We start from the raw sequence: 24,615 nt of genomic DNA, 5'->3' as shown, positions 1-24,615 counted from the left end.
CATGACCGATCCGTCCACCACTCCCTCCGAGCAGAAGGCGGCGAACACCTCGCTCGGTGATCTGCTCTCGGAGGTCTCACGTGACATCTCGACCCTGTTCCGGCAGGAGGTCGAGCTCGCGAAAGCCGAATTGAAGCAGTCCGCATCTCGCGCGGGTAAGGGAGCCGGGCTCATGGGAGCCGCCGGGTACGCCGGCCTCATGGCCGTCTTCTTCCTCTCCGTCGCGCTGTGGTGGGGACTCGGCCACCTCATCGACAACGGGTGGTCCGCTGTCGTCGTGGCCGTCATCTGGGCCATCATCGGCGCGATCCTGTTCGCGTCGGGCCGCAAGGCGATGAAGGAGGTGCAGGGCATGCCCCGCACCGTCGACTCCGTCAAGAAGATTCCAGAAACACTCAAGAAGAACGAGGAAAACCGATGACTGACACCTCCTCCCAGAACCCGGACGCCATCCGCGCGGAGATCGAGCGCACACGCAGCTCGCTCGGAAGCGATGTCGACGCTCTCGCCGACAAAGTGACGCCGTCGAAGATCGTCGACCGCGAGAAGGCGAAGGCCAAGGGCGCCATCAGCTCCGTCAAGGACCGCGTCTTCGGGGTCGCTTCCGACGTCAAGGGCTCCGTCTCGGATGCTGCGCACGGCGCGAAGGACTCCGTTTCGGGTCACGCGTCTTCCCTCGGCTCGTCCGCCGGAGATCTCCCGCACAAGGCGGTCTCGACGGCGCAGGGCAGCCCCCTCGCGGTCGGTCTGATCGCCTTCGGAGTCGGGCTCCTCGTCTCCTCGCTCGTCCCCGCGAGCGAGAAGGAGAAGGAGCTCGCGGCCGACGTGAAGGATGCCGCTCAGCCTCTCGTCGAGGGTGCGCAGTCCCTCGGCAAGGAGGTTGCTGCCAACCTCAAGGATCCCGCGATGGACGCCGTGAACGCTGTGAAGGACGACGCGACCGACGCCGCCCAGACGGTCAAGGGCGAGGCGACCGACGCGGCGCAGACGGTGAAGGACGAGGCCCAGAGTGCCACGTCCGACGTCAAGGACGAGGCGCAGAGCGCCCGTCACGCCGTCCAGGGAGACGCGACGAGCTGATCGACGTACGAGAGACGAACGGGGTCGCGGCGGCATGATCGCCACGGCCCCGTTCGCCGGCGGTCGTCCCGTCCGGTCGGTCCGCGCTCCGCAGGTCGACCGACGCTCGGTCGAGCCGTCAACTCAAGCAGTTCGGTCCGAGCAGGGACTTGAGTTCGCCGTAGAGATCCGCCGTCACCGAGACCGGATACGGCACCTCGAACACGCGAGCCGCGTCTCCCTTGATGAGTTTCAGTCGCACCTCGGTGTCGCCACGGTGCCGGTCGAGGATGACGCCGAGCTCGGTGATCGTGTCGGTCGTGGCTCGGAAGTCCGGCACGCTCAGGTGAAGCGGTCCGGACGCGTCGGCTTGACCGAGGTCCGGCGCCATGAGGCTGTACGCGTGAAGATTCATGCCGTCGTCACGCATGCTCACGCGCCCGCGGACCACGACGATCGAGTCGCCGACGAGCGACGGCGAGAACTCCTGGTACGCCTTCCCCATGAACATCACGGAGATCTCGCCGCTGAAGTCCTCGACCGTGATGATGCCGTACTGGTTGCCGGAGGCCTTGGCGACGCGGTGCTGCACGCTCGTGACGAGTCCCGCGATCGTCACCTGATCGCCGTCTTGCGTGTGCTCGGACGACGTGAGGTCGGTGATGGTCGTCGAGTAGTGCTTCGCGAGTTGTGCCTCGAGCCCGGCGAGAGGGTGGTCGGAGACGTACAGGCCGAGCATCTCGCGCTCGAAGGCGAGCTTGTCGCGCTTCGACCACTCGGGGCGGGACGGCACGTGCGATTCGGGCGTGACGCCGACCTCCTCGAACAATGAGTCGAAGTCGAACCCGATGTTGCCGTTCTCCTCGTCTCGCTTGATCTTGACCGCCGATTCGACGGCCGATTCGTGCACCTCGACGAGGGCACGCCGGGTGGCGCCGAGAGTATCGAAAGCCCCGGCCTTGATGAGCGACTCGATCGTGCGCTTGTTGGCGGCGGGCAGCGGGACCTTGCGAAGGAAGTCGTGGAAACTCTCGAAGCGCCCCTTCGCCTCGCGCGCCTGCCGGATGCCGTCGACGACGTTGCTTCCGACGTTCCGGACCGCGCCGAGTCCGAAGCGGATGTCCTCACCCACGGCCGTGAAGAAGCCGATCGACTCGTTGACGTCCGGAGGCAGGACGTTGATCCCCATGCGACGACACTCGTTGAGGTACATCGCCATCTTGTCCTTCGAGTCGCCGACGGACGTGAGGAGAGCCGCCATGTACTCGGCGCGGTAGTGCGCCTTTAGGTACGCGGTCCAGTAGCTCAAGACGCCGTAGGCCGCCGAGTGCGCCTTGTTGAAGGCGTAGTCGGAGAACGGAAGCAGGATGTCCCACAGCATCTTGACGGCATCGTCCGAGTAGCCGTTCGCGCGCATGCCGCCGGAGAATCCCTCGAACTGCTTGTCGAGCTCAGACTTCTTCTTCTTGCCCATGGCTCGACGGAGAATGTCGGCCTGTCCGAGCGAGAAGCCGGCGACCTTCTGCGCGATCGCCATCACCTGCTCCTGATAGATGATGAGGCCGTACGACGTGGACAGGATCTCCTCGAGCGGCTCCGCGAGCTGCGGGTGGATCGGGGTGATCGGCTGCTGACCGTTCTTGCGGAGCGCGTAGTTGATGTGCGAGTTCGCACCCATGGGCCCGGGACGGTAGAGCGCGATGACGGCGGAGATGTCCTCGAAGTTGTCGGGCTTCATGAGGCGCAGGAGCGACCGCATGGGGCCGCCGTCGAGCTGGAAGACGCCGAGGGTGTCCCCACGGGCGAGCAACGCGTAGGCCTCGGGGTCGTCGAGCTCGAGGTCTTCGAGGACGGGGCGGAAACCGCGGTTCGCCTCGATGTTGTCGAGCGCGTCGTCGATGATCGTGAGGTTGCGCAGCCCCAGGAAGTCCATCTTGATGAGCCCGAGGGACTCACATGCGGGATAGTCGAACTGCGTGACGATCTGGCCGTCCTGCTCGCGCTTCATGATGGGGATGATGTCGATGAGCGGGTCGGACGACATGATCACGCCGGCCGCGTGCACACCCCACTGGCGCTTGAGGTTCTCGAGCCCCAGAGCGGTGTCGAAGACGGTCTTCGCCTCCGGGTCGCTCTCGACCACCGCCCGGATGTCGGCGGCCTCCTTGTACCGGGGGTGGTCACGATCGAAGATGCCCGTGAGCGGGATGTCCTTGCCCATGACGGCCGGCGGCATCGCCTTCGTGAGCTTCTCGCCCATGCCGAACGGGAAGCCGAGCACGCGCGAGGAGTCCTTGAGGGCCTGCTTCGCCTTGATGGTGCCGTACGTGACGATCTGGGCGACGCGCTCGTCGCCGTACTTCTCGGTGACGTATTTGATGACCTCGCCGCGACGACGCTCGTCGAAGTCGACGTCGAAGTCGGGCATCGAGACCCGATCCGGGTTGAGGAAGCGCTCGAAGATGAGGCCGTGGCGCAGGGGGTCGAGATCGGTGATGCGCATCGCGTACGCCGCCATCGAGCCGGCTCCGGATCCGCGCCCGGGACCGACGCGGATGCCGTTGTTCTTCGACCAGTTGATGAAGTCGGCGACGACGAGGAAGTAGCCGGGGAATCCCATCTGCGTGATGACGCCGACCTCGTAGGTCGCCTGCGCCCGGACCTCGGCGGGCACGCCGTCCGGGTAGCGCACGTCGAGCCCGCGGTCGACCTCCTTCACGAACCAGGACTCCTCCGTCTCGCCCTCGGGGACGGGGAAGCGGGGCATGTAGTTCGCGCTCGTGTTGAACTTCACATCGCAGCGTTCCGCGATCGCGAGGGTGTTGTCGCACGCATCGGGGTGGTCGCGGAAGATCTGCCGCATCTCGGCCGCCGACTTGAGGTAGAACTCGTCGGCATCGAACTTGAACCGATTGGGATCGTCGAGCGTCGAGCCGGACTGGACGCAGAGCAGGGCAGCGTGCGACGTGGCGTCGTGGGCGTGGGTGTAGTGAAGGTCGTTCGTGGCGACGAGCGGGAGGGAGAGTTCCTTGGCCAGCCGGAGCAGATCGGTCATGATGCGGCGCTCGATGCCGAGCCCGTGGTCCATGATCTCGCAGAAGAAGTTCTCGGCGCCGAAGATGTCGCGGAAATCCGCTGCGGCGTCGCGCGCCGCCTCGTACTGACCGAGCCGGAGCCGGGTCTGCACCTCACCGCTCGGGCAGCCCGTCGTGGCGATGAGACCGGACGAGTAGGTCGAGAGCAGTTCGCGGTCCATGCGGGGCTTGAAGTAGTACCCCTCGATGGAGGCCTTCGAGGACAACCGGAAGAGGTTGTGCATGCCCTCGGTGTTCTCCGCGAGCAGGGTCATGTGAGTGTAGGCGCCCGAGCCCGAGACGTCGTCTCCTCCCCCGTCGCCCCAGCGCACGCGTGTGCGATCGGTGCGGTGCGTGCCCGGGGTGAGGTACGCCTCCGTGCCGATGATCGGTTTGATACCGGCGTCGGTCGCCGTCTTCCAGAAGTCGAACGCGCCGAAGACGTTGCCGTGGTCGGTGATCGCAACTGCCGGCATGCCCTCGGTGACGGCCGCCTCGATGAGCGGTTTGACGCGAGCGGCGCCGTCGAGCATCGAGTACTCACTGTGCACGTGCAAGTGGACGAAGGAGTCAGAGGTTCGAGTCACGGGTTCTCCGAACTAAAGTGCGTGAGGAATGCCAGGCTAATCGGAACCCACGACATCGAGTGCGTGCTGCAGGTCCGTCGGGTACGGAGAGCTGAACTCGACCGGTTCGCCGGTGCCGGGGTGGACGAATCCGAGCCGGACCGCATGCAACCACTGCCGTGTGAGACCGAGCCGCTCCGACAACGACGGGTCGGCGCCGTACAGCGGGTCGCCGACGCAGGGGTGGCGCTGCGCAGCCATGTGGACCCGGATCTGGTGGGTCCTGCCGGTCTCGAGATGGATCTCGAGGAGCGTCGCGCTCCGGAAGGCCTCGAGGGTCTCGTAGTGCGTCACGGACGGCTTGCCCGCCGCGGTGACGGCGAACTTCCAGTCGGATTTCGGATGACGGCCGATCGGCGCGTCGATCGTGCCCGCGAAGGGATCGGGGTGGCCCTGCACGAGGGCGTGGTAGATCTTGTTCACCTCGCGGTCGTGGAAGGCCCGCTTCAATTCGGTGTAGGCGCGCTCGGATTTCGCGACGACCATGAGGCCGCTCGTCCCGACGTCGAGGCGGTGCACGACCCCCGCACGTTCGGCAGCACCGGAGGTGGAGATGCGGAAACCGGCCGCTGCGAGGGCTCCGAGGACGGTGGGGCCGTTCCAGCCGACCGACGGGTGTGCCGCGACTCCGGCCGGCTTGTCGACGACGACGATGTCGTCGTCGTCGTGCACGATACCGAGGTCGTCGACGGCGATCGGCACGATCGTCGCTTCAGCGCGCGGCTGCCAGACGACCTCGATCCAGGCACCTCCGGACAACCGGTCCGACTTCCCGGCGACGCGGCCGTCGACGGAGACGCCGCCAGCCTCGATGATCTCCGCCGCGAAGCTGCGCGAGAATCCCAGCATCTTCGCGAGCGCAGCATCGACCCGGCTGCCCTCGAGACCGTCGGGGACGAAGAGGGATCGGGACTCGCTCACGTCACGCCTTCGGCTCTTGGGGATCGACGCTCGGATCGGTCGCGGACGTCGTGGCCGGATTGCGATCACGCCGGTCGCTCGCGGCATCGTCGCCCTCGGTCACGTCGTCGGCGTTGCCGGTCCCGACCTCGGCGTCGTCGGAGTTCTTGGCCCGCGTGCCGTCGATACCGACGCCGAGGATCGTGAGCAGGATGAAGATCGCCATGCTCACGACGATTGCGATGTCCGCGACGTTGTAGATCGCCGGCAGCATCCACGGGGTCGAGATGAAGTCGACGACGTGCCCGAGACCGAAGGACGGTTCGCGGAAGAGCCGATCGGTCAGATTGCCGAGGACGCCGCCGAGCAGGAGTCCGAACACGACGGCCCAGAGCTTCGACCGGATCCGTCGAGCCAGGACGATGATCGTGATGCTCACGGCCGCAGCCAGGAGCGAGAAGATCCACGTGGCCCCCTCGGCGAAGGAGAACGCCGCGCCGGGGTTACGGACGTAGAACAGGACGAGGAACTCGCCGAGCACGGGGATGCGCTCGCCCTCCGTCATCGAGGAGACGACGAGGTACTTCGAGAGCTGATCGAGCACCAACGCCGACACAGCCACGACGGCGAGGACGAGAAGCGTCCGCCGCGTGGCTGTGTCGGTCGATCGAGTGGTCAAGTCCCGAAGCGTCAGTGGTTGTCGCCGACGGTCGCGGCGATGCCGCCCGTCGACGCAGCAGCGCCGCTGTCGAGGTCGCGCAGCTGACCCTCGATGTAGCTCCTGAGCTGCTCGCGGTACTCACGCTCGAAGGTGCGGAGCTCTTCGATCTCGCGCTCGAGAACCGAACGCTGCTCGTTGAGCTTCTGGAGCTCCTCCTGCTGCTTCGCCTCGGCCTCGGCCACGACCCGCGCGGCGGTGGCGTTGCCCTCGGCGATGAGCTGGTCGCGCTTCTCGGCGCCCTCACGGACGTGCTCATCGTGGAGGCGACGGGCGAGAACGAGGAGGCTGTTCGAACTCTCCGACTCGTCGGGGACCGGGGTGGCCTGCACGGGAGCGGGCACGGGCTCGGCGACCGGCGCAGCGGCGACGGGCTCCGGCGTGGACGTCGACTCCGCGGGGGCGGACACCGGGGCACCGGATTCCGCCTGCGAGAGGCGCTCCTGCAAGTCCTGGTTCTCCTGGATCAGGCGGCGCAGTTCGACGACGACCTCGTCGAGGAAGTCGTCGACCTCGTCCTGGTCGTAGCCCTCGCGGAACTTGGTCTGCTGGAACTGCTTGTTGACGACGTCTTCGGGCGTGAGCGCCATGGCGTACCACCTTCACTTGTTTCGATCGGAATGACCTTGCAACGGTAGCAAACCCTGACACGGCTCGACGCCGCGCAGGGCCGCGTGGCGTGCGGTCGACTCCAGAATACAGGGGCCAAGGGTCAGCGGAGGAAACCGACCAGGATCATGGCGACGAGGACGCAGAGCATCGTCAGGGTCCAACCGAAGTCGAGGGCAGCGCGGCCGACACGCACCGGAGGAAGCACCCGGCGGAAGAACCGGATCGGCGGGTCGGTGACGACGTAGACCGCTTCAGCAGCGACCAGCCCGACTCCTGACGGCCGCCAGGAGCGGTTGAACGTCCGCACGAGGTCGAGGATGAACCTCGCCCACATGGCCAGCAGGTAGATGAGCAGGGCGGCGTAGAGGATGTTCCCGATGAAGGGGATGATCGTGCCCACCCCGCCGTCAGCGCTGAGCGAAGAAGGTGGCGTCGGTCTCGGCCGGCTGCACGTCCTGGTCGCCCGAGATCGAGACGTGGGACGGCGAGAGCAGGAAGACCTTGTTCGTCACGCGCTCGATCTTGCCGTAGAGGCCCTGCGAGAGACCGCTCGCGAAATCGATGAGGCGACGCGCGTCGGCGTCGCTCATCTGGGAGAGGTTGATGATGACGGGGACGCCGTCACGGAAGCTCTCGGCGATGACCTGGGCATCCCGATACTGCTTGGGGTGCACGGTGAGGATCTCGTTGAGCTCGCTCGGGGCCGGCTGACGCACGGGAGCCGGGGCCTTACGGAGAGGAGTCACGGGAGCCTTTACCTCCGGGGCCTGGTGCTGCTGGGGGCGAGGGGTCTCGTTCGCGGGCTTCTGCTCGGCGGCGGGCTCGTCGTAGTCGAGCTCCTCGTCGGCGAGTCCGAGGTAGACCATCGTCTTCTTCAGCGGGTTTGACATCAGTACCTCCGTCGTGCGGTTGCTTCCTCTTCGAGGTTAGGGTGTCGCGGGTCGATTGCCCGTGATTGCGGTTCCGATTCGCAGGTGTGTCGCGCCTTCGAGGATCGCTTCGGCGAAATCGCCGCTCATGCCGGCCGAGATGGACGACGCCGACGGCTCGATCGTCGTGATGCGCTCGGAGACGGTGCGCAGCCGGGCGAAGGCGGCTCGGGGCTCCTCCCCCAACGGCGCGACCGCCATGACACCGAGGAGGGAGAGGTGCCGCGAGGCGACGACCCGTTCGGCGAGGCGCTCGACGTCGTCGACGGACACCCCTCCCCGGTGTTCGTCGGAACTCAGGGCGACTTGGACGAAGCACCCGACCGGGAGGTCCGCGCTGTCGAGCGCGTCGACGACGGAGTCCCTGTCAACGGAGTGCACCACCCTCGCGTAGCGTGCGACACGTCGCGCCTTCTTCGACTGGAGCTGGCCGACGAAGTGCCAGGTCAGATCGTCGAGGCCCGTGAGCTCCGCCGCCTTGGCCTCGGCCTCCTGGTGGCGATTCTCCCCGACGTCGCGGATCCCGGCCGCATACAGATCCGATACGAGGCTCGCCGGGTGGAACTTGGTGACCGCGATCGTCGTGATCTCCTCGACGGCGCGGCCAGCGCGCGCGGCCGCCCGGGAGACCTGCTCCCGAACGGCCGCGACGCGCTCGTCGATCCCGGACATCCTCCTACTTCAGAAAGTCGGGGATGTCGAGCTCGTCCTCGTCGGCGAAGGCGGCGTCGTTCCCCGGGGTGGAGACGTGGACGCGCTCGTACGCGCCGGTCGACGGACGCTCCGGCTCGCGCTGCGGCTCGGGGGTCGACGCGACCGGAGCCGACGATGTCGACGGGGCGGGCGTCGACGAGGCCTTCTCGGGCTCCACGGCCGTCATGACGCCACCCGAGGTGAGGATCCCGGAAGCCGCGGCCCCCTCGAGGGCGCGGGTCGGCGGTTCGCCGCCGTCGAATCCGGCGGCGATGACAGTGACACGGACCTCGTCGCCGAGGGTGTCGTCGATGACCGCTCCGAAGATGATGTTCGCCTCGGGGTGCACGGCCTCCTGGACGAGTCGCGCGGCATCGTTGATCTCGAAGATGCCGAGGTTGGATCCACCCTGGATGGAGAGCAGGACACCGTGCGCACCTTCGATGCTCGCCTCGAGGAGCGGTGACGCGACGGCGAGCTCCGCCGCCTTGATCGCTCGATCCGCACCGCGGGAGGAGCCGATGCCCATGAGCGCCGATCCCGCTCCCTGCATGACCGACTTGACGTCGGCGAAGTCCAGGTTGATGAGACCCGGAGTCGTGATGAGGTCGGTGATGCCCTGCACACCGGCGAGGAGGACCTGGTCGGCCGTGGCGAAGGCCTCGAGCATGCTGATACCGCGGTCGCTGATCTCCAGGAGGCGGTCGTTCGGCACCACGATGAGGGTGTCGACCTCTTCCTTCAGTCGAGCGACGCCCGCTTCGGCCTGCCCCTGACGGCGCCGGCCCTCGAAGCCGAAGGGCTTCGTGACGACACCGATCGTGAGGGCGCCGATGGACTTCGCGATGCGCGCGACGACGGGCGCGCCTCCCGTTCCCGTTCCGCCACCCTCCCCGGCCGTGACGAAGACCATGTCGGCGCCCGCGAGGGCCTCCTCGATCTCCTCGGCGTGGTCCTCAGCGGCGCGACGGCCCACTTCGGGATCCGCGCCGGCGCCGAGCCCGCGCGTGAGATCACGACCGACGTCGAGCTTGACGTCGGCATCGCTCATCAAGAGCGCTTGCGCGTCGGTATTGATCGCGATGAACTCGACTCCGCGGAGCCCGATCTCGATCATGCGGTTGACGGCGTTCACTCCGCCACCGCCGATACCGACGACCTTGATCACTGCAAGGTAGTTCTGGTTTGTCGTCACGTCCGCCTCCGGTGAGAACTTTCAACCTCAGGTTCAGGGTTAAAGTTATGCTCAGTATGCATTTCCTGATTCAGACGTTAGGGGCGGATGCGCGCACCACTCGGACGCGCCACAGCGTGTCGCGAGATGCGGAGCGGAATCCGCTCGCAAAGAGTCGCTCGAGCGTCGAGACGGGACTAGCGCGGGTCGACGACGACGGACTCGGGGCTCGACACGTCGTAGCGGGCGACCGCATCCGGCGGATAGGCGGCCATGAGGGTCTGAAGGGCGACGGCCTTCGCGGCCGAGTCCTCCGAACTCCCCCACGCGACGACCGCGCCGCTGTCCGCCAGCGTCAGGGTGACGTCGTCGACCGTGGATGCGGTCACCTCGTCGACCGTCGCGAGGACCTCGGTCGGCAGGGATCGGACGACGGCGGCCGCCGCCGCGAAACCGGAGGATCCGGAGCCGCCCTCGAACGTGATGAGCGGGTAACCGTCCGGACGCCGGGGGCTCGACGTGAGCACCACGCCTGCGACGTCGACGAGATCGAAGGCGTCCCCGTCGGTGATGACCCCGACGGGACGACGCTCGACGATGCGGACGACGAGAGTGCTCGGCGGGCGCGATTCGACCGAGTAGCTCTGAATGAGCGGGTACTTCACGAGTGCGGCCTTGATCGCGCTCCGGTCGACCAGGGGAAGCGGCGTGCCCAACTCGCCGTCGAGGTCGCGCACGATGAGATCCGAGCTCACGAGCCGCGCGCCCTCGACGTGGATCTCGCGAACCGCCATGACCGGCGTGTAGGCGGCGGCGATGCAAGCGACGGCGAGCGTCAGGACCCCACCGACCGATGCGATCCAGGTGATGCGACGCCGTCGCGAGACGGCCGTGAACCGCCGCACCTCCTCGCGCTCCCGGCGGCGACGGGCTCGCGCTGCGCGCCAGACGCCGAATCGCTCTCCACCGGAGAGGTCGAGCGGGTCGGAACCGTCGGTCGACCGGGCATCGGACGGCACCGGTGCCGAGTCCGGCCCCGCAACCGGCAACGGGATCGGCGCTGGGCCCGTCGTGGCGTCGCCCGGCGAGGAGGGCGTCGAGGACGGCGTCGATCCGAATCGCGCGAGAAGCCGACGTGCTCCGCCGTCGTCCGACCGCTCGTCACGGTCCGGATGAGGCTCCGGCGCCCCGGCCGGTCTGGAGGGTCGCTCCGACGACGGACGGGGAACCCCGGAGGGGCGTTTCACCGCGACGTCCCGGTGTGCACCTTCTCGAGAGAACCGAGCAGCTGGGGGACGATGCGGTAGACATCGCCGCAGCCGAGCGTCACGACGTAGTCGCCGGGCTGGGCGATCTCGGCGACGCGATCGGCGGCGGCCTGCCAGTCCGCGATGAAATCGACGCTTCCCGCATCCGCGAAGCGCTCCGAGACGAGGGCTCCCGTGACGCCCGGCTCCGGGTCCTCGCGTGCCCCGTAGACGTCGAGCACGATCGTGTGGTCGGCGCGCGATTCGAGGACCTCGGCGAACTCCCGTGCGAACAAGCGCGTGCGGCTGTAGAGGTGCGGCTGGTGGACGGCGATGATGCGGCCGTCGCCGACGACTGTGCGCGCCGCCGACAGGGCCGCGTCCACCTCGGTCGGGTGGTGGGCATAGTCGTCGAACACGCTCACTCCGTCGACCGTCCCGTGCAGTTCGAAGCGACGCTTCGTCCCGCCGAAATCGCCGATCGCGTCGAGGACGGCTTGCGGCTCGAAGCCGAGACCCGTGAGGACCGCGAAGGCCCCGGCGGCGTTGATCGCGTTGTGGCGGCCCGGGACGGCGAGCGACCCGGCGTAGCTCGCTCCCCCGGCCTCGACCGTGAAGCGGACCGGACCGTCGGTGAGGATGTCGCGCACGCGCACGTCGGCGTTCTCGGACTCCCCGAACGTCACGACGCGGGAGTGCGACAAGCGCTCGGTCACCGCGACCGCGCCGGCGTCGTCCGAGGAGATCACGACGAGTTCGTTCGCGGCGTCGGCGAAGTCGACGAAGGCCTGCTGGAAGGCCTCGAGCGACCCGTAGTGGTCCAGATGGTCCGGGTCGACGTTCGTGATGAGGGCGACCGCCGTGTCGTAGAGCAGGAACGACCCGTCGGATTCGTCGGCCTCGACGACGAAGAGCTCGTCGGCCCCCCACGCGGAGCTCGTGCCGAGCTTCTCGATGACGCCGCCGTTGACGAAGCTCGGGTCGGCGCCGAGAGCCAGGAGAGCCGTGACGATCATGCCCGTCGAGGTCGTCTTGCCGTGCGCGCCCGCGACCGAGACGAGCCGACGGGATCGGATGAGCCACGCGAGTGCCTGGGAGCGGTGGAGCACGGGGATGCCTCGCTCCTTCGCGAGGAGGTACTCGGGGTTGTCGGGCCAGAGGGCTCCCGTGACGACGAGGGTGTCGGCGTCGCCGACGTTGGCGGCGTCATGACCGATCGACACGGTGGCTCCGATGTCGCGGATCGCCTCGGTCGCCGCGGACTCGCGCGAATCCGAACCCGTGACGGTCGCGCCGGACTCGATGAAGAGCTTGGCGATGCCGCTCATGCCCGATCCGCCGATGCCCACGAAATGGACGGCGCCGAGGTCGTCGGGGATCTCGATCGAGAAGTCAGGCTTGATCACGACGTTCTTCTTTCTGATGACGGATGCGAGGGGACCTAGCGGCGCCGAGCACGGACGGCGCGGGAGGCCTCGTCGATGAGGTCGAGCATGCGAGCGTTCCCGTCGAGGGTGCCGGCGTGACGCGACTGAACGGCCATGTCATGGACGCGGACGTCGTCATCGAGGAGGGGAAGCAGGACAGAGCTTACCCACGTCGGCTGGAAGTCGGCGTCGGCTACGAGCACCGATCCGCCGGCGTGCACCGAGTCGCTCGCGTTGTAGCGCTGTTCGCCGTTCCCGACCGGGTACGGGACGTAGACGGCGGGGATTCCGAGTGCGCTCAGCTCACTCACGGTCGCGGCACCGGCGCGCGAGACGGCGAAGTCCGCGACGGCGAGGGCGAGCTCCATCCGATCGCAGTACTCGACGACGTGGTAGTGCTCGAGGCCGGGATCCGTGAATTCGCTCGACCGTCCGACGATGTGGACGATCTGCCACCCCCTCGCGATGAAGTCGGTCGCCGACTCCGAGATCGTCGTGTTGAGACGACGGGCCCCGAGGGAGCCTCCCGTCACGAGCAGCGTCTTCCGCGCGGGGTCGAGTCCGAAGAACTCGATGCCCTCCGCGCGGGCCGCGTCGCGCTCGATCGACTCGATCTCCCGACGCAGCGGCATGCCGACGAACCGGGAGTGCCGCAGCTTGGTGCCGTGGAAGGCGACGCCGACGTAGCGCGTGTACAGCACACCGAGGCGGTTCGCGAGCCCCGGCTTGGCGTTCGCCTCGTGAATGATGAGTGGGAGCTTCGCCCGGCGCGCGGCCACGTAGGCGGGGGCGGCCGCATAGCCGCCGAACCCGACGACGACGTCGACGCCGCGGCGAGCGATGATCTCGCTCGTCGTGGCGACGGCACGGCGGAAGCGTCGGCCGAAGGAGAGGCTCGCGCCGTTGATGCGGCGAGGGAAAGGCAGCTTCGGGATGGTCTCGAGCTCGTAGCCGCGGGCCGGCACGAGGCGGGCCTCGAGACCCTCGGCGGTTCCGAGGACGATGACCGTCGCGTCGGGGTCGCGGGCCGTGAGGGCGTCCGCCACCGCGAGAAGGGGGTTCACGTGGCCGGCGGTACCGCCGCCGGCGAAGAGATAGGTGGTCATCGGAGAATTCCTCTTCCCTGCTGGACGAGCGATGCCCGCCGCGCCTCATGACGGGCGAACGACAAGACGACGCCGACGGCCATGAGAGATGTGATGAGTGCCGTGCCACCGGCGGAGATGAAGGGCAACGGCACACCGAGCACGGGAAACACCCGCAGCACGACGCCGATGTTGACGAAGGCCTGCCCGATGAGCCACATGAGCACAGCACCCGTCGCCGTGCGGACGAAGGGGTCCGTCGACGAGCGGATGACGCGGAGCAGCGCGACCGCGAGCAGGACGAACATGAGCAGGAGGACGACGGCTCCCACGAGACCGAGCTCCTCGCCCACGATCGCGAAGATGTAGTCGTTCGAGGCGGCGGGGAGCCAGTCCCACTTCTCGACGGAGTTCCCGAGTCCCACGCCGAAGAGGCCGCCGTTCGCGAGGGCCCACGTCCCGTGCAGCGGCTGCCAGCACACGCCTTCGTAGTCGGCGCACGTGGGGTCCAGGAAGCTCATGAGGCGCCGCATCCGGTTGGAGCTCGTCGCGACGGCCGCTGCCGCGGCGACGCCGGACACGATCATGACGGGAAGCAGGATCCGCCATCGTACGCCGGCGAAGTAGAGCGCGGCGAAGACGATCGACGCGAGGATGAGGACCGTACCGAGGTCGCGCCCGAGGAAGACCAACCCGATCGCGACGCCGCCGACCGGGATGACCGGGATGAGAGCGTGCTTCCAGTCCGTCAGCAATTCGCGCTTCCGCGAGAGGACGAACGCCAGCCACACGACGAGCGCGAGTTTGACGAATTCCGACGGCTGACCGGAGATCGAACCGATCTTGATCCAGTTCCGGTTGCCGTAGTCCTCGATGCCGAGGGGAGAGAACACGAGGGCCTGGAGCGCCATCGCCAGGAGGATGGCGGGCCACGCGATCCTCTTCCAGAAGCTCAACGGCATCCTCGACATGACGAGCATGAGCGGCACGCCGATGATCGCGTACGTCGCCTGCTTCCAGAAGCCGCCGAAGAACCCCTTGTCGTCGGTCCACGATTCGATGGAGGAGGACGACAGGACCATGACGAGGCCGAAGATGACGAGGAAGAGCGTCGTCCCGAGGAGCAGCAGGTAATTCGACGAGTCGGCGAGGGCGAGCCGGCCGAGCGAGATCCGGGCGGACGCCGGACGGCTGGAGTCCGCCGTCGGCCCGGGGCCGGTTCGGTCGGATGCCGGTCGCTCCGCCTCAGTCCGTCGTCGGTGGTGTGGTGGGGCGCTCATCGGCCTCTCCTCCCACGAGATCGTCGACGGCGGCGGCGAACAGTCGTCCGCGCTCCGCATAGTCGGTGAACTGGTCCATCGAAGCCGCTGCCGGAGCGAGGAGAACGGTGTCTCCAGCGGCCGCGACGCCGCTCGCCGCCTCGACGGCCCGCGGCATCACCTCTCCAGTGTCGGCGGCGGACACCTCGATGACGGGGACGTGTGGCGCGTGTCGCTCGAACGCGGCGAGCACCGCCGACCGGTCCTCGCCGATGACGATCGCCGTCCGCACGTGGTCGGCGTGCTTCTCGACGAGCCCGGCGATGTCGATGCCCTTGAGGAGCCCTCCCACGATCCACACGACGGAGCGGTAGGCCGAGAGGGAAGCGTCGGCGGCGTGCGCGTTCGTCGCCTTGGAATCGTCGACCCAGGTCACATCGTCCGCGACGGCGACCGTCTCGATGCGGTGGTGATCGAGTGAGAAGCCGTCGAGGGTGTCGCGGATCTGTTCGGGAGTCACCCCCACGGCGCGTGCGAGAGCGCTCGCTGCGAGGATGTTCGCCACGACATGGGGGGCTGCGAGCCCACGGGCCGCGAGGGCATCGATCGTGGTGAGCTCGAGGGCGCTGCTGAAGCGGTCCTCGAGGAAGGCACGGTCGCAGAGGATGCCGTCGACGATGCCGAGGTCGCTCGGGCCCGGGACGTCGAGACCGAAGCCGATGGCGCGTGCACCCTCCACGACGTCGGCCTCCTCCACCATTCGACGCGTCGCGAGGTCCGCTCGGTTGTAGACGCAAGCGACACGTGTGTTCGCGTAGACCCCGGCCTTCGCGTCGCGGTAGGCCTCGGCCGAGCCGTGCCACTCGAGGTGGTCGTCCGAGAGGTTGAGGCAGACGCTCGCGAGCGGCATCACGGGTTCGGGCGTGGACTGACGGGCGAGGTAATGCAGCTGATGACTCGAGAGCTCGACGACGAACACGTCGAACCCGCCCGGGTCCCGGACGGCGTCGAGCACCGGCACGCCGATGTTGCCGCACGGCGCCGCGCGGAGCCCGGCCGTCACGATCATGGACGCGGTGAGCTGGACCGTCGTGGTCTTCCCGTTCGTGCCCGTGACGAGCACCCACTCGGCGGGTCTACCGGTCTTGTCGCGAACCCGCCACGCGAGCTCGATGTCTCCCCACAGGGGAACAGCCGACTCCTCGGCCCACCGCACGAGAGGGTGGTGGGGCGGGTACCCGGGCGACGCGACGACGAGGTCGGGGGCGAACGATTCGAGTCCCTCCGGCGCGCCGTCACCTCCGCCGAGGAGGAGTCTCGCGCCGATGACCTCGAGGAGACGGCTCCGGTCGGGATCCGCGTGCTCGGTGACGACGAGGACCTCGGCCCCCAGCTCCACGAGGGTGTCGGCGACCGAGAAGCCGGTCGACCCGAGACCGAGGACCGCGACGCGGAGCCCCGACCAGTCGGCGTGCCAGCTCGTGAGCGTCGCGAGCCGCTCGTCTCGCTGCGCCGGATCGGTCATCGGAGGATCCACTCGAGGTAGAAGGTGCCGACGCCCGCGGCGACGAGAAGGCCTCCGATGATCCAGAACCGCGCGACGACCGTGACCTCCGCCCAGCCCTTCAACTCGAAGTGGTGGTGGATCGGCGACATGAGGAAGATGCGCTTGCCGTGCGTCACCTTGAAGTAAGCGCGCTGCACGATGACGGAACCCGTCTCGATGACGAAGAGGCCGCCGATGAAGACGAGGAGGAGCTGGGTGTGGGTGAGGATCGCGAGGGCGGCGATCGCACCGCCGAGGGCGAGCGATCCGGTGTCGCCGAGGAAGATCTGGGCCGGGGTCGTGTTCCACCAGAGGAAGCCGATGAGGGCTCCGACGATCGAGGCCGCGACGATGGCGAGGCCCAGCGGATCGACGACGTCGTAGCACTTGTACGCGACGTCGTCGTTGACGACGCCGAAGCACGACTGGTTGTACTGCCAGAAGCCGATGACGACGTAGGAGCCGATCGCGAAGATCGATGCGCCCGTCGCGAGCCCGTCGAGACCGTCGGTGACGTTCACGCCGTTCGACGCGGCCGTCACGATGAGCGCCGTCCAGAGGAGGTAGAGGGCGACGCCGATGACGGGACCGAGCAGCAGGAAGTCGAGCGGAAGATCGCGCACGAACGAGACGGCCGTCGACGCCGGCGTGATTCCCTCGGGGTTCGGGAAGCTGATCGCGAGGACCCCGAACGCCGCGGCGACGATGAGTTGCCCCACCACCTTCGCCCAGCCGCGCAGGCCGAGGGATCGCTGCTTGCGTGTCTTGAGGAAGTCGTCCACGAAGCCGACAGCTCCGAGCCCGACCATCATGACGAGCACGAGGAGCGCGGCCGTGCTGATGCGGTCCCCCGTGATGAGCATCGCCGTGAAGTACCCGAAGAGCACCCCGAGGATGATGATGATCCCGCCCATCGTGGCGGTGCCCTTCTTCGCGTGATGCGATTGCGGGCCGTCGTCGCGGATGAACTGGCCCCAACCGAGCCGCTTGAACAGCCGGATGAAGAGCGGAGTGAGGAAGAGCGAGAATGCGAGCGCGAGGGCGCCGGCGGTGAGGAGTGCTACCACGAGAACAATTCTCCCAGTCGATCGCCGAGATGACGGAGACCCGCCGAGTTGGAGGACTTCACGAGCACGGTGTCGCCCGCGCGCAATTCGTCCGCGAGGTACGCGTACGCCTCGTCGGCCGTTTCGACGAAGACCGACTCACCGTCCCACGACCCCTCGTTGATGGCCGAGATGTGCAGCCGGCGCGCGTCGGCACCGACGACGACGAGGCGGTCGACGCGCAAGCGCACGGCGAGGAGACCGATCCGGTCGTGCTCCTCGCCCGCGAACTCGCCGAGCTCGGCCATCGTGCCGAGCACGGCGACGCGGCGACCGTCCGGCGGCGTCACGAGGGCGAGTGTCTTGAGCGCGGCCGCCATGGAGTCGGGGCTCGCGTTGTAGGCGTCGTTGATGATCGTGACGTCGTCGCGTCCGCCGAGCACCTCCATCCGCCAGCGCTCCGCCCGCGTGACCGACTCGAGCCCCGCGACGATGCAATCGAGCGGGACGCCCAGTTCCGTCGCGACCGCGGCAGCGGCCAGCGCATTCGACACGTGGTGCTCGCCGAGGACCTTGAAACGCACGGTCCTGCTCTCCCCGGAGGGGACGGTGACGGTGAAACGCGTTCCCGAGCGGTCGGCCTCGACGTCCGTCGCGCGAACGTGTGCGTTCTCGCCGAGCCCGAACCAGACGACGCGCGCCGCCGTCAGATCGGCCATGGCGGCGACCCGCTCGTCGTCCCTGTTGAGTACGGCGACGGCGGACGCGGGAAGCGTCGTCACCATCGCGGACTTCTCCGTGAACGTGTGATCGAGTCCGCCGAAGCCGCCCGCGTGCGCGAGACCGACTTTCAGCACGACGCCGATGTCGGGCGTCGCCATCGCGACGAGGCGCGCGATCTGGCCACGGCTCGACGCGCCCATCTCGGAGACGAGGTACTCGGTGTCCTCCGTGACGCGCAGCATCGTCGTCGGGGCGCCGACGGCGTTGTTGAAGGAGTTCTTGGGCGCGACGGTCTCGCCGCGAGCCGACAGGATGGCGGCGAGGAGGTTCTTCGTCGTCGTCTTGCCGTTCGACCCCGTGATGCCCACGACGCGCAGGACGCCGCGAGCGCGCACCGAGGCGACGACGTGGGCGGCGAGAGCGCCGAGTGCGGCGACGGCGTCGGCGACGACGACCTGGCTGATCTCCTCGTCGACCTCGTGTTCGACGATGGCGAGCCGTGCGCCGCGGCTCAGGGCGGTCCCGACGAAGTTGTGCCCGTCGGTCGTCTCCCCGGGCTTCGCCACGAAGATGCCGCCATCGACGATCTCCCGTGAGTCCGTCTCGACGTAGCCGTCGATCACGTCCGTCACCGCTCCGTCGCCTCGCACCACGAGTCGTCCGGAGAGGACGGTCGCGATCTCCTCGAGGGTCATGCTGATCACCGGTCGGTCCTCCTCGATCGGCTCCGAGCGGACCTCGCGCGGAGCATCAGTAGGTCGTCGGCAGGTCGGGCGACGGTTCGGTCGACGGTTCGATCCGGTACGTCTTGAGCACCTGAGTCATGATCTGTTGGAACGTCGGAGCCGCGGCTGCCGAAGATCTGATCTTAGTCGGGTTCGAGATGTGGACCGAGACGACGTACTCGGGGTCCTCCGCAGGGGCCATCCCCGTCATCGATACGACGTAGGTGTCCTTGAGCCCACCGGAGCCGTCTCCCTGCTCCGCCGTTCCCGACTTCGCCGCGACCCGGTAGCCCGGGATCTCGAGGGTGTCACCGAAGTGGCCGTCGGTCACGACGCTCTCGAGCATCTGGACCACCTGGTCGGCCGCCTGCTCGGACACGACGCGGTTCTCGCTGCTGCTCGGGACATCGGTCACGGTGCCGTCGTCGTGCTCGCAGCCCTCGATGAGGGAGGGAGCCACCTGCACGCCGCCGTTCGCGAGGGCCTGATAGGCGCTCGCGATCTGGATCGGCGTCGCCGAGAGACCCTGCCCGAACATGGTCGCGTAGTAGGTCTGGTTGTCCCACACATCTGGCTGGGAGAGGATCCCGCCGGACTCGGCGTCGAAGCCGATGGCGGTCACGTCACCGATTCCGAACTTCTTCAGGTAGTCGTAGCGCTGCTGCGGCGTGAGCGCCTCGCCCATCTGCGAGATCCCCGTGTTCGAGGACTCTGCGAGGACGCCCGTGAGGGTGAGCTTCATGGGGCCGTGCGGGAACGAGTCCTTGATGCGCGCGCCGTTGTCGGGGTAGTACCACCCGTCGGCGACGACCTTGGACTCCGGCGTCGCGAGCCCCGCATCGAGGAGCATCGCGGCGGTGAGTGCCTTGAAGGTCGAACCCGGCTCGAACGGGGCGGTGAACGACAACGCCTGTCGGAAGTACTCGTCGACGCCGCCGACGTTGCCGGGGTCGACGGAGGGGTACTGCGCGACGGCCCGGATCTTCCCGGTCTTCGCGTCCATGATCGTCACGGTTCCGGAGTCGCCCCCCGTCTTGATGACCTGTTCGGCGATGCGCTGCTGGGCGAACCACTGCAGGTCCCGGTCGATCGTGAGCTTGAGCGTGCCCCCGTTCTTGGCGTCGACGATCGTCTGGGTGGTACCGGGCAGGACGACGCCGTCCTTGCCCTTCTTGTACGACTGCGTGCCGTTGATCGAGGCGAGGCAATCGTTCTGCGCCTGCTCGAGCCCCTGCAGCGGGGTGCCGTCAGATCCGACGAAGCCGATGACGTTGCCGGCGACGGCCCCGTTCGGATAGATGCGTCCCGGGTGCTTCTGCGAGCCGACCCACGGGATCTTCAGTGCCCTCACGGCCTGGAAGTCGTCGACGTCGAGGGTCTTCGCCGCGACGGCGTAGCGCGACTCCGGGTTGACGGCGAGAGCGTCCGCGATGATCTTCAGGATGTCCGCCCCCGTGACCCCCGTGATGGCGCCGATCTCGGCGGCAGCCTGCTCGACGCTCACGGTCGCCGTCGCTCCCCCGTCGTCCGTCCGCTTGAAGGGTTTCGCGTTGAGGGGGTCGAGGACGATGTCGTAGCGGGTGACGCTCCCCGCGAGGACGTTGCCGTTCGTGTCGACGATCTCGCCGCGGGCACCGTAGACCGTCGACCGGTCGGCGGTCTTCGACGCGGCGACGGCGCGCAGTTGGTCGGCCTGCACGACCTGGATGTCGACGAGTCGGACGATGAACGCTCCGACGACGGCGAGCACGCACACGATCGCGAGGGCCATCCGACGGCGGCTCGATCGGGAGTGGTTGAGCACTGGTGTTCCTTCCGATTCCGTCGCGCGACTCAGTGGGTCTTCGGCGAGGGGAGTCCGTTCTCGAAGGTTACGGGCGTCGGCGCGGCATCCTCGGCAGGCGCGCCATCCTCCTCCGCGACGGGGGCGTTGTCGGCGGCGAGAGCGTCGGCTGACGAATTGCCGACCACGTCGGCCGGCCCGAGCGGGATCGACGACGCGTCTCCGGCTTGCCCCGGCTGACCGAGCACCGCACCGTCGGAGAGCCGCAGATATGCGGGCGAGGAGTTGATGACCATGCCGAGTTCATGAGCCGCCGCGGCGACGTTCTGCGGCGACGAGAGCGTCTCGAGCTGCTCCCCGATGGACTCCTTCTGCCAGCCGAGCTCCGTGATCTGCGTCTTGAGACTCGACACCTCATAGGCACCGTGACTCAAGGCCACGCTCATGAGCAACTGGGCGATGAGGATCGCTCCCACTCCCCCGACGGTCCAGAGCGCGTAGGCCAGCTTGGGGCGCGCCTTACGGGCCTCGCGGGCCGGCACCACGGTGAGAGGCGGTCGTACCGCCGGGCGACGCCGGTCGGGAGCGATCGTCGGTCGTGCAATCGCCGGTGAGCTCATGATCTCCCCCTCGTTCGTTCGGCGGCCCGCAACCGGACCGGTGTCGCGCGCGGATTCGCAGCGCGTTCTTCGTCGCTCGCGACTTCCGCGCCGCGAGTGAGCAGGCGGAACTCCGGCCGGTGCTCCGGCAGTTCCACGGGAAGCCCGGGAGGGGCCGTCGAGGTCGTGACGGCCTGGAGCGACCGCTTCACGATGCGGTCCTCGAGCGACTGGTACGACATGACGACGATGCGTCCGCCGATGGCGACGGCGTCGAGAGCCGCCGGGATCGCGTTCTCGAGGACGCTGAGCTCACGGTTGACCTCGATGCGCAGCGCCTGGAAGACGCGCTTCGCGGGATGACCGGCACGAGACAGCGCTGCGGGTGTGGCTTCCTGCAGAATCGCGACGAGCCGCTCGGACGTCTCGATCGGGGCGACCTCGCGCTCCCGTACGATGCGCTGCGCATACCGGGCCGCGAGCCGTTCCTCGCCGTAGACGTGGAAGATTCGGCGCAATTGCGCTTCGTCGTACGTGGCGATCACGTCGGCCGCCGTACGCCCCGACGTCTGGTCCATGCGCATGTCGAGCGGAGCGTTCCGCGAGTACGCGAATCCGCGCTCGGAGCGATCGAGCTGCACCGACGAGACCCCGAGGTCGAACAGGATGCCGTCGACGGAGTCGAGACCGAGGGACTCGATCGCGTCTCCGATGCCGTCGTAGACGGTGTGGACGAGGTCGAGCCGGTCGGAGAACCGGGCGAGCCGATCCCCCGCGATCGCGAGGGCGTCCGTGTCCCGGTCGAGGCCGACGAGGTGGAGCTCGGGGAATCGCTCGAGCATCGCCTCGGCGTGGCCCCCCATGCCGAGGGTCGCGTCGACGACGATGCGACGGCCTGAACCGATGGCGGGAGCGAGGAGCTCGATGCAGCGCTCGAGGAGGACGGGGGTGTGGAGGTCGCGGGCTTCCATGATGACGGGCCGTGCTCCTGGGATCTGATCCCCATCCGTTTGACCTGGCTCCGGGGAAGTGGAGTCAGGGCCGACGGCTGGGAGTCGGACCACAGGTGCTAGAAGAGGCCCGGGATCACCTCCTCCGCCGTTTCGGAGAACGCCGCTTCCTGCTCGGCGAGGTAGGTCTCCCACGCCGCAGCGTCCCAGATCTCGGCGCGGGTTCCCGCGCCGATCACCACGAGGTCGCGCTCGAGGGATGCGTAGGAACGCAGAGAACCCGGGATGGTCACGCGGTGCTGCTTGTCGGGCGTCTCGGCAGAGGCACCCGAGAGGAAGACACGCAGGTAGTCGCGCGCTTGCTTGCTCGTGACGGGGGCCTGGCGGATCTTCTCGTGAAGAGCTTCGAACTCGCGCGTGCTGAACACGTAGATGCAGTTCTCCTGCCCTCGAGTCATGACCACACCCCCTGCGAGTTCGTCCCGGAACTTGGCCGGCAGGATGATGCGCCCTTTGTCGTCGAGCTTGGGGGCGTAGGTGCCGAGGAACATGGCGCACCCCCTGTCAGATCCGGCCGATCTCTGAATGCCTCCACTTTACTCCACAACCATCCACAAACCTACGAAAAAGACGCCAGATGCCCCGATATGGGGGTCTTGTTCCGCGTCACACCGGGGATGTCGGTGGTGGAGGGGTGTGGAGGGATCGGGATGACCCAGGCACATCCCGGGCGCGCCCAAGTGTGCTTCACGGCACAAAAAAAGGGGTCGATCCGAAGATCGACCCCGAGAGGGAGAGAAGTGGAGGCAGGCGGTGCCCGCCGGGATCAGCCGTTGCTGTCGTCCTGGCGGCGCTCCCACCGCGAGTTGAGCTTGTCCATGAACCCGGTCGACGAGGTCTTCCCGGTCGAGCGGCTGGGCGAGGAGTAGATGTCGCGCGCGTCGCTCGGGACGTTCTTCGAGCCGCCCTTCGACGGCGAGATCGCGACCATGACACCCGCGAGCATGACGGCGAAGCCGATGATGCCGACGACGGGGACGCGGAGGATCACACCGAGGACGAGGCCCACGACGCCGAGAAGAGCGACGAGGACGCCGATCGCGATGCCCCGGTAGCTCGGCTTACCCGATCTGCCACCCACCGTCGACACGAAGTCCGCGTCGTTCCGGTAGAGGTTTCGCTCCATCTCGTCGAGGAGGCGTTGCTCCTGTTCAGACAGCGGCATGATGTTCCCCTTTTGAGCTACGGCGTCGCCGAGGTGTTCCTCAGATTCTATCCGTCGAGCGGTGGCTAGGCTAGGCACGTGATCGAGAGTGGACGGCTGCCCGGACTTGTGCAAGAGCGGATCGACCGTTTCCTCGATTCCCGTACATCGATTCTCGCTCCGCTCGGCCCGGACGCCCTCGGCTTCGCCGCGGTTTCCCGGGAGTTTCTCAGGGGTGGCAAGCGTTTCCGGGCACTCTTCTGCTGGTGGGGATGGCGGGCCTTCCGCGGCGACGTCGCGATGAGCCCTGCCGATGTCGACGCCGTGGTTTCCGCCGCCGCAGCGCTCGAGATCTTCCACGCTGCGGCCCTGGTCCACGACGACATCATCGACAACTCCGACACGCGCAGGGGGGCGCCCGCCGCACACGTCCTGTTCCGATCCCGACACACGCGATCATCCTGGTGCGGGGACGCCGACGCGTTCGGTCGGTCGGCCGCCGTCCTTCTCGGCGACCTCCTGCTCGGTTGGAGCGACGAGTTGCTCGACGAGGCCGTCCTCGCCCTCGCCGACCCGCTGGCCGGCCGAGTCGCGCGCCTCGAGTTCAACCGCATGCGCAGCGAGGTGACGGCGGGCCAGTACCTCGACATCCTCGAGGAGCAGGCATGGGTGACGCGCACGGACGACGAACAGCTCGAGGCGGCCTGGCGCGTCATCCGATTCAAGTCCGCCGGCTACAGCATCGAGTCCCCGCTCGCACTCGGGGCCTCCCTCGCAGGCGCCGGCGGCCATGAGCTCCGCGCCATGCGCGATTTCGGCCTGCCTCTCGGGATCGCCTTCCAGCTCCGGGACGACGTGCTCGGCGTGTTCGGCGACTCGAGCGTGACGGGGAAGCCATCCGGTGACGACTTGCGTGAGGGCAAGCGGACCGTGCTCGTGGCACTCACGCGCGCGGCGCTCCCCGCGACCCAGGTGCGTCTCGTCGACGAGCTGCTCGGGGACCCGGATCTGGATGCGGCGTCCGTCGCATCGCTCCAGGCCACCATGCGCGAGTGCGGCGCGCTCGATCGCGTAGAAGATCTCATCCGCTCCTACACCGACGAGGCGCTCGCGGCCCTCGAGCGGCTCCCGATCGACGACGAGGCGCGCTCGTCGCTCCGGACCCTCGCGACCGCCGTCACGGTGAGGAAGTCCTGACCGCCCGGACGTCCTGACCCTCGGCCCGCCGGCGCGGGC

At 68.0% G+C, this 24,615-nt stretch carries 23 protein-coding genes; 3 read left to right on the top strand and 20 right to left on the bottom strand.

From position 1 onward, the window contains the following. Window position 1 precedes the first annotated feature (1 nt). Both ELQ90_RS05830 and ELQ90_RS05825 read left to right on the top strand, forming a co-directional pair. Window positions 2-421, top strand: a complete 420-nt coding sequence (locus ELQ90_RS05830) for a phage holin family protein (protein ID WP_128494338.1) — start codon at window positions 2-4, stop codon at window positions 419-421. Beyond that, the gene (locus tag ELQ90_RS05825; RefSeq protein ID WP_128494337.1) at window positions 418-1,080 is read left to right on the top strand and encodes a DUF3618 domain-containing protein; all 663 of its coding nucleotides are present in this window, start codon (window positions 418-420) and stop codon (window positions 1,078-1,080) included. The genes ELQ90_RS05830 and ELQ90_RS05825 overlap by 4 nt, the downstream gene beginning before the upstream one ends. A 118-nt stretch (window positions 1,081-1,198) precedes the next feature. Here ELQ90_RS05825 and dnaE read toward each other — a convergent pair whose 3' ends face one another. From dnaE to ELQ90_RS05725, 20 genes are all read right to left on the bottom strand, one after another. After that, on the bottom strand, window positions 1,199-4,666 hold the full coding sequence (dnaE, locus tag ELQ90_RS05820) for a DNA polymerase III subunit alpha (RefSeq protein ID WP_128494759.1): 3,468 nt from the start codon (window positions 4,664-4,666) through the stop codon (window positions 1,199-1,201). A gap of 90 nt (window positions 4,667-4,756) precedes the next feature. After that, a complete protein-coding gene (locus ELQ90_RS05815; RefSeq protein WP_243696035.1) occupies window positions 4,757-5,680 on the bottom strand; it encodes an RluA family pseudouridine synthase in 924 nt (307 codons plus the stop codon). A 1-nt stretch (window position 5,681) separates the two neighbouring features. Further along, window positions 5,682-6,338: a signal peptidase II gene (gene lspA / locus ELQ90_RS05810; RefSeq protein ID WP_208020578.1), complete on the bottom strand. Its 657-nt coding sequence runs from the start codon at window positions 6,336-6,338 to the stop codon at window positions 5,682-5,684. Between the two features lie 11 nt (window positions 6,339-6,349). Further along, entirely contained in the window at window positions 6,350-6,967 is a 618-nt protein-coding gene (locus tag ELQ90_RS05805) for a DivIVA domain-containing protein (RefSeq protein ID WP_128494334.1), read from the bottom strand. A gap of 122 nt (window positions 6,968-7,089) precedes the next feature. Next, window positions 7,090-7,389, bottom strand: coding sequence for a YggT family protein (locus ELQ90_RS05800; RefSeq protein ID WP_279432122.1), 300 nt, complete (start codon window positions 7,387-7,389; stop codon window positions 7,090-7,092). A gap of 7 nt (window positions 7,390-7,396) precedes the next feature. Next, window positions 7,397-7,879 carry a cell division protein SepF gene (locus tag ELQ90_RS05795; RefSeq protein ID WP_128494333.1) on the bottom strand — a complete coding sequence of 161 codons (483 nt, stop codon included), beginning with the start codon at window positions 7,877-7,879 and terminating at the stop codon, window positions 7,397-7,399. A 36-nt stretch (window positions 7,880-7,915) separates the two neighbouring features. After that, entirely contained in the window at window positions 7,916-8,590 is a 675-nt protein-coding gene (locus ELQ90_RS05790) for a YggS family pyridoxal phosphate-dependent enzyme (protein ID WP_128494332.1), read from the bottom strand. 4 nt (window positions 8,591-8,594) lie between these two features. Beyond that, window positions 8,595-9,806: a cell division protein FtsZ gene (gene ftsZ, locus ELQ90_RS05785; protein WP_128494331.1), complete on the bottom strand. Its 1,212-nt coding sequence runs from the start codon at window positions 9,804-9,806 to the stop codon at window positions 8,595-8,597. 176 nt (window positions 9,807-9,982) lie between these two features. Then, entirely contained in the window at window positions 9,983-10,804 is an 822-nt protein-coding gene (locus ELQ90_RS05780; RefSeq protein WP_128494330.1) for a cell division protein FtsQ/DivIB, read from the bottom strand. 224 nt (window positions 10,805-11,028) lie between these two features. Continuing rightward, entirely contained in the window at window positions 11,029-12,438 is a 1,410-nt protein-coding gene (gene murC, locus ELQ90_RS05775) for a UDP-N-acetylmuramate--L-alanine ligase (protein ID WP_128494329.1), read from the bottom strand. A 35-nt stretch (window positions 12,439-12,473) separates the two neighbouring features. Continuing rightward, a complete protein-coding gene (locus tag ELQ90_RS05770) occupies window positions 12,474-13,565 on the bottom strand; it encodes a UDP-N-acetylglucosamine--N-acetylmuramyl-(pentapeptide) pyrophosphoryl-undecaprenol N-acetylglucosamine transferase (protein ID WP_128494328.1) in 1,092 nt (363 codons plus the stop codon). Further along, window positions 13,562-14,824: a putative lipid II flippase FtsW gene (ftsW, locus tag ELQ90_RS05765; protein WP_128494327.1), complete on the bottom strand. Its 1,263-nt coding sequence runs from the start codon at window positions 14,822-14,824 to the stop codon at window positions 13,562-13,564. Before ftsW ends, ELQ90_RS05770 begins: the two co-directional genes overlap by 4 nt. After that, window positions 14,790-16,328: a UDP-N-acetylmuramoyl-L-alanine--D-glutamate ligase gene (murD, locus tag ELQ90_RS05760; protein ID WP_128494326.1), complete on the bottom strand. Its 1,539-nt coding sequence runs from the start codon at window positions 16,326-16,328 to the stop codon at window positions 14,790-14,792. The genes ftsW and murD overlap by 35 nt, the downstream gene beginning before the upstream one ends. After that, window positions 16,325-17,416 (bottom strand): phospho-N-acetylmuramoyl-pentapeptide-transferase, encoded by a 1,092-nt coding sequence (mraY, locus tag ELQ90_RS05755; RefSeq protein ID WP_128494325.1) that lies wholly within the window; start codon window positions 17,414-17,416, stop codon window positions 16,325-16,327. The genes murD and mraY overlap by 4 nt, the downstream gene beginning before the upstream one ends. Beyond that, complete coding sequence (locus tag ELQ90_RS05750; protein WP_128494324.1) at window positions 17,410-18,822, bottom strand: UDP-N-acetylmuramoyl-tripeptide--D-alanyl-D-alanine ligase; 1,413 nt, start codon at window positions 18,820-18,822, stop codon at window positions 17,410-17,412. Before ELQ90_RS05750 ends, mraY begins: the two co-directional genes overlap by 7 nt. Before the next feature lie 46 nt (window positions 18,823-18,868). Then, a complete protein-coding gene (locus ELQ90_RS05745; RefSeq protein ID WP_243696034.1) occupies window positions 18,869-20,647 on the bottom strand; it encodes a peptidoglycan D,D-transpeptidase FtsI family protein in 1,779 nt (592 codons plus the stop codon). A gap of 29 nt (window positions 20,648-20,676) precedes the next feature. Next, the gene (gene ftsL, locus ELQ90_RS05740) at window positions 20,677-21,246 is read right to left on the bottom strand and encodes a cell division protein FtsL (RefSeq protein ID WP_128494323.1); all 570 of its coding nucleotides are present in this window, start codon (window positions 21,244-21,246) and stop codon (window positions 20,677-20,679) included. Then, the gene (gene rsmH, locus ELQ90_RS05735; protein WP_128494322.1) at window positions 21,243-22,196 is read right to left on the bottom strand and encodes a 16S rRNA (cytosine(1402)-N(4))-methyltransferase RsmH; all 954 of its coding nucleotides are present in this window, start codon (window positions 22,194-22,196) and stop codon (window positions 21,243-21,245) included. Before rsmH ends, ftsL begins: the two co-directional genes overlap by 4 nt. A 98-nt stretch (window positions 22,197-22,294) precedes the next feature. Then, window positions 22,295-22,726: a division/cell wall cluster transcriptional repressor MraZ gene (mraZ, locus tag ELQ90_RS05730; RefSeq protein WP_128494321.1), complete on the bottom strand. Its 432-nt coding sequence runs from the start codon at window positions 22,724-22,726 to the stop codon at window positions 22,295-22,297. Between the two features lie 275 nt (window positions 22,727-23,001). After that, window positions 23,002-23,400: a DUF3040 domain-containing protein gene (locus ELQ90_RS05725; protein ID WP_128494320.1), complete on the bottom strand. Its 399-nt coding sequence runs from the start codon at window positions 23,398-23,400 to the stop codon at window positions 23,002-23,004. A gap of 78 nt (window positions 23,401-23,478) precedes the next feature. Here ELQ90_RS05725 and ELQ90_RS05720 point away from each other — a divergent pair, with 78 nt between their 5' ends. Continuing rightward, the gene (locus tag ELQ90_RS05720) at window positions 23,479-24,576 is read left to right on the top strand and encodes a polyprenyl synthetase family protein (protein WP_128494319.1); all 1,098 of its coding nucleotides are present in this window, start codon (window positions 23,479-23,481) and stop codon (window positions 24,574-24,576) included. Window positions 24,577-24,615: the final 39 nt, after the last annotated feature.

This window comes from Labedella phragmitis (assembly GCF_004078635.1).
Lineage (GTDB): Bacteria > Actinomycetota > Actinomycetes > Actinomycetales > Microbacteriaceae > Labedella > Labedella phragmitis.
Note: the sequence above shows the minus strand (reverse complement) of the source record. Positions and strands in the feature narration are given on the sequence as shown.

What these genes read in the sequence shown, in the direction of transcription:
- ELQ90_RS05825 (WP_128494337.1), top strand. Translation starts at nt 418, where the DNA reads ATGACTGACACCTCCTCCCAGAACCCGGACGCCATCCGCGCGGAGATC.
- murD (WP_128494326.1), bottom strand. Translation starts at nt 16,328, where the DNA reads ATGACCGATCCGGCGCAGCGAGACGAGCGGCTCGCGACGCTCACGAGC.
- ELQ90_RS05830 (WP_128494338.1), top strand. Translation starts at nt 2, where the DNA reads ATGACCGATCCGTCCACCACTCCCTCCGAGCAGAAGGCGGCGAACACC.
- ELQ90_RS05725 (WP_128494320.1), bottom strand. Translation starts at nt 23,400, where the DNA reads ATGCCGCTGTCTGAACAGGAGCAACGCCTCCTCGACGAGATGGAGCGA.
- dnaE (WP_128494759.1), bottom strand. Translation starts at nt 4,666, where the DNA reads ATGCTCGACGGCGCCGCTCGCGTCAAACCGCTCATCGAGGCGGCCGTC.
- ELQ90_RS05795 (WP_128494333.1), bottom strand. Translation starts at nt 7,879, where the DNA reads ATGTCAAACCCGCTGAAGAAGACGATGGTCTACCTCGGACTCGCCGAC.
- ELQ90_RS05770 (WP_128494328.1), bottom strand. Translation starts at nt 13,565, where the DNA reads ATGACCACCTATCTCTTCGCCGGCGGCGGTACCGCCGGCCACGTGAAC.
- mraZ (WP_128494321.1), bottom strand. Translation starts at nt 22,726, where the DNA reads ATGTTCCTCGGCACCTACGCCCCCAAGCTCGACGACAAAGGGCGCATC.
- ftsW (WP_128494327.1), bottom strand. Translation starts at nt 14,824, where the DNA reads ATGAGCGCCCCACCACACCACCGACGACGGACTGAGGCGGAGCGACCG.
- ftsL (WP_128494323.1), bottom strand. Translation starts at nt 21,246, where the DNA reads ATGAGCTCACCGGCGATTGCACGACCGACGATCGCTCCCGACCGGCGT.
- ELQ90_RS05790 (WP_128494332.1), bottom strand. Translation starts at nt 8,590, where the DNA reads ATGTCCGGGATCGACGAGCGCGTCGCGGCCGTTCGGGAGCAGGTCTCC.
- rsmH (WP_128494322.1), bottom strand. Translation starts at nt 22,196, where the DNA reads ATGGAAGCCCGCGACCTCCACACCCCCGTCCTCCTCGAGCGCTGCATC.
- ELQ90_RS05805 (WP_128494334.1), bottom strand. Translation starts at nt 6,967, where the DNA reads ATGGCGCTCACGCCCGAAGACGTCGTCAACAAGCAGTTCCAGCAGACC.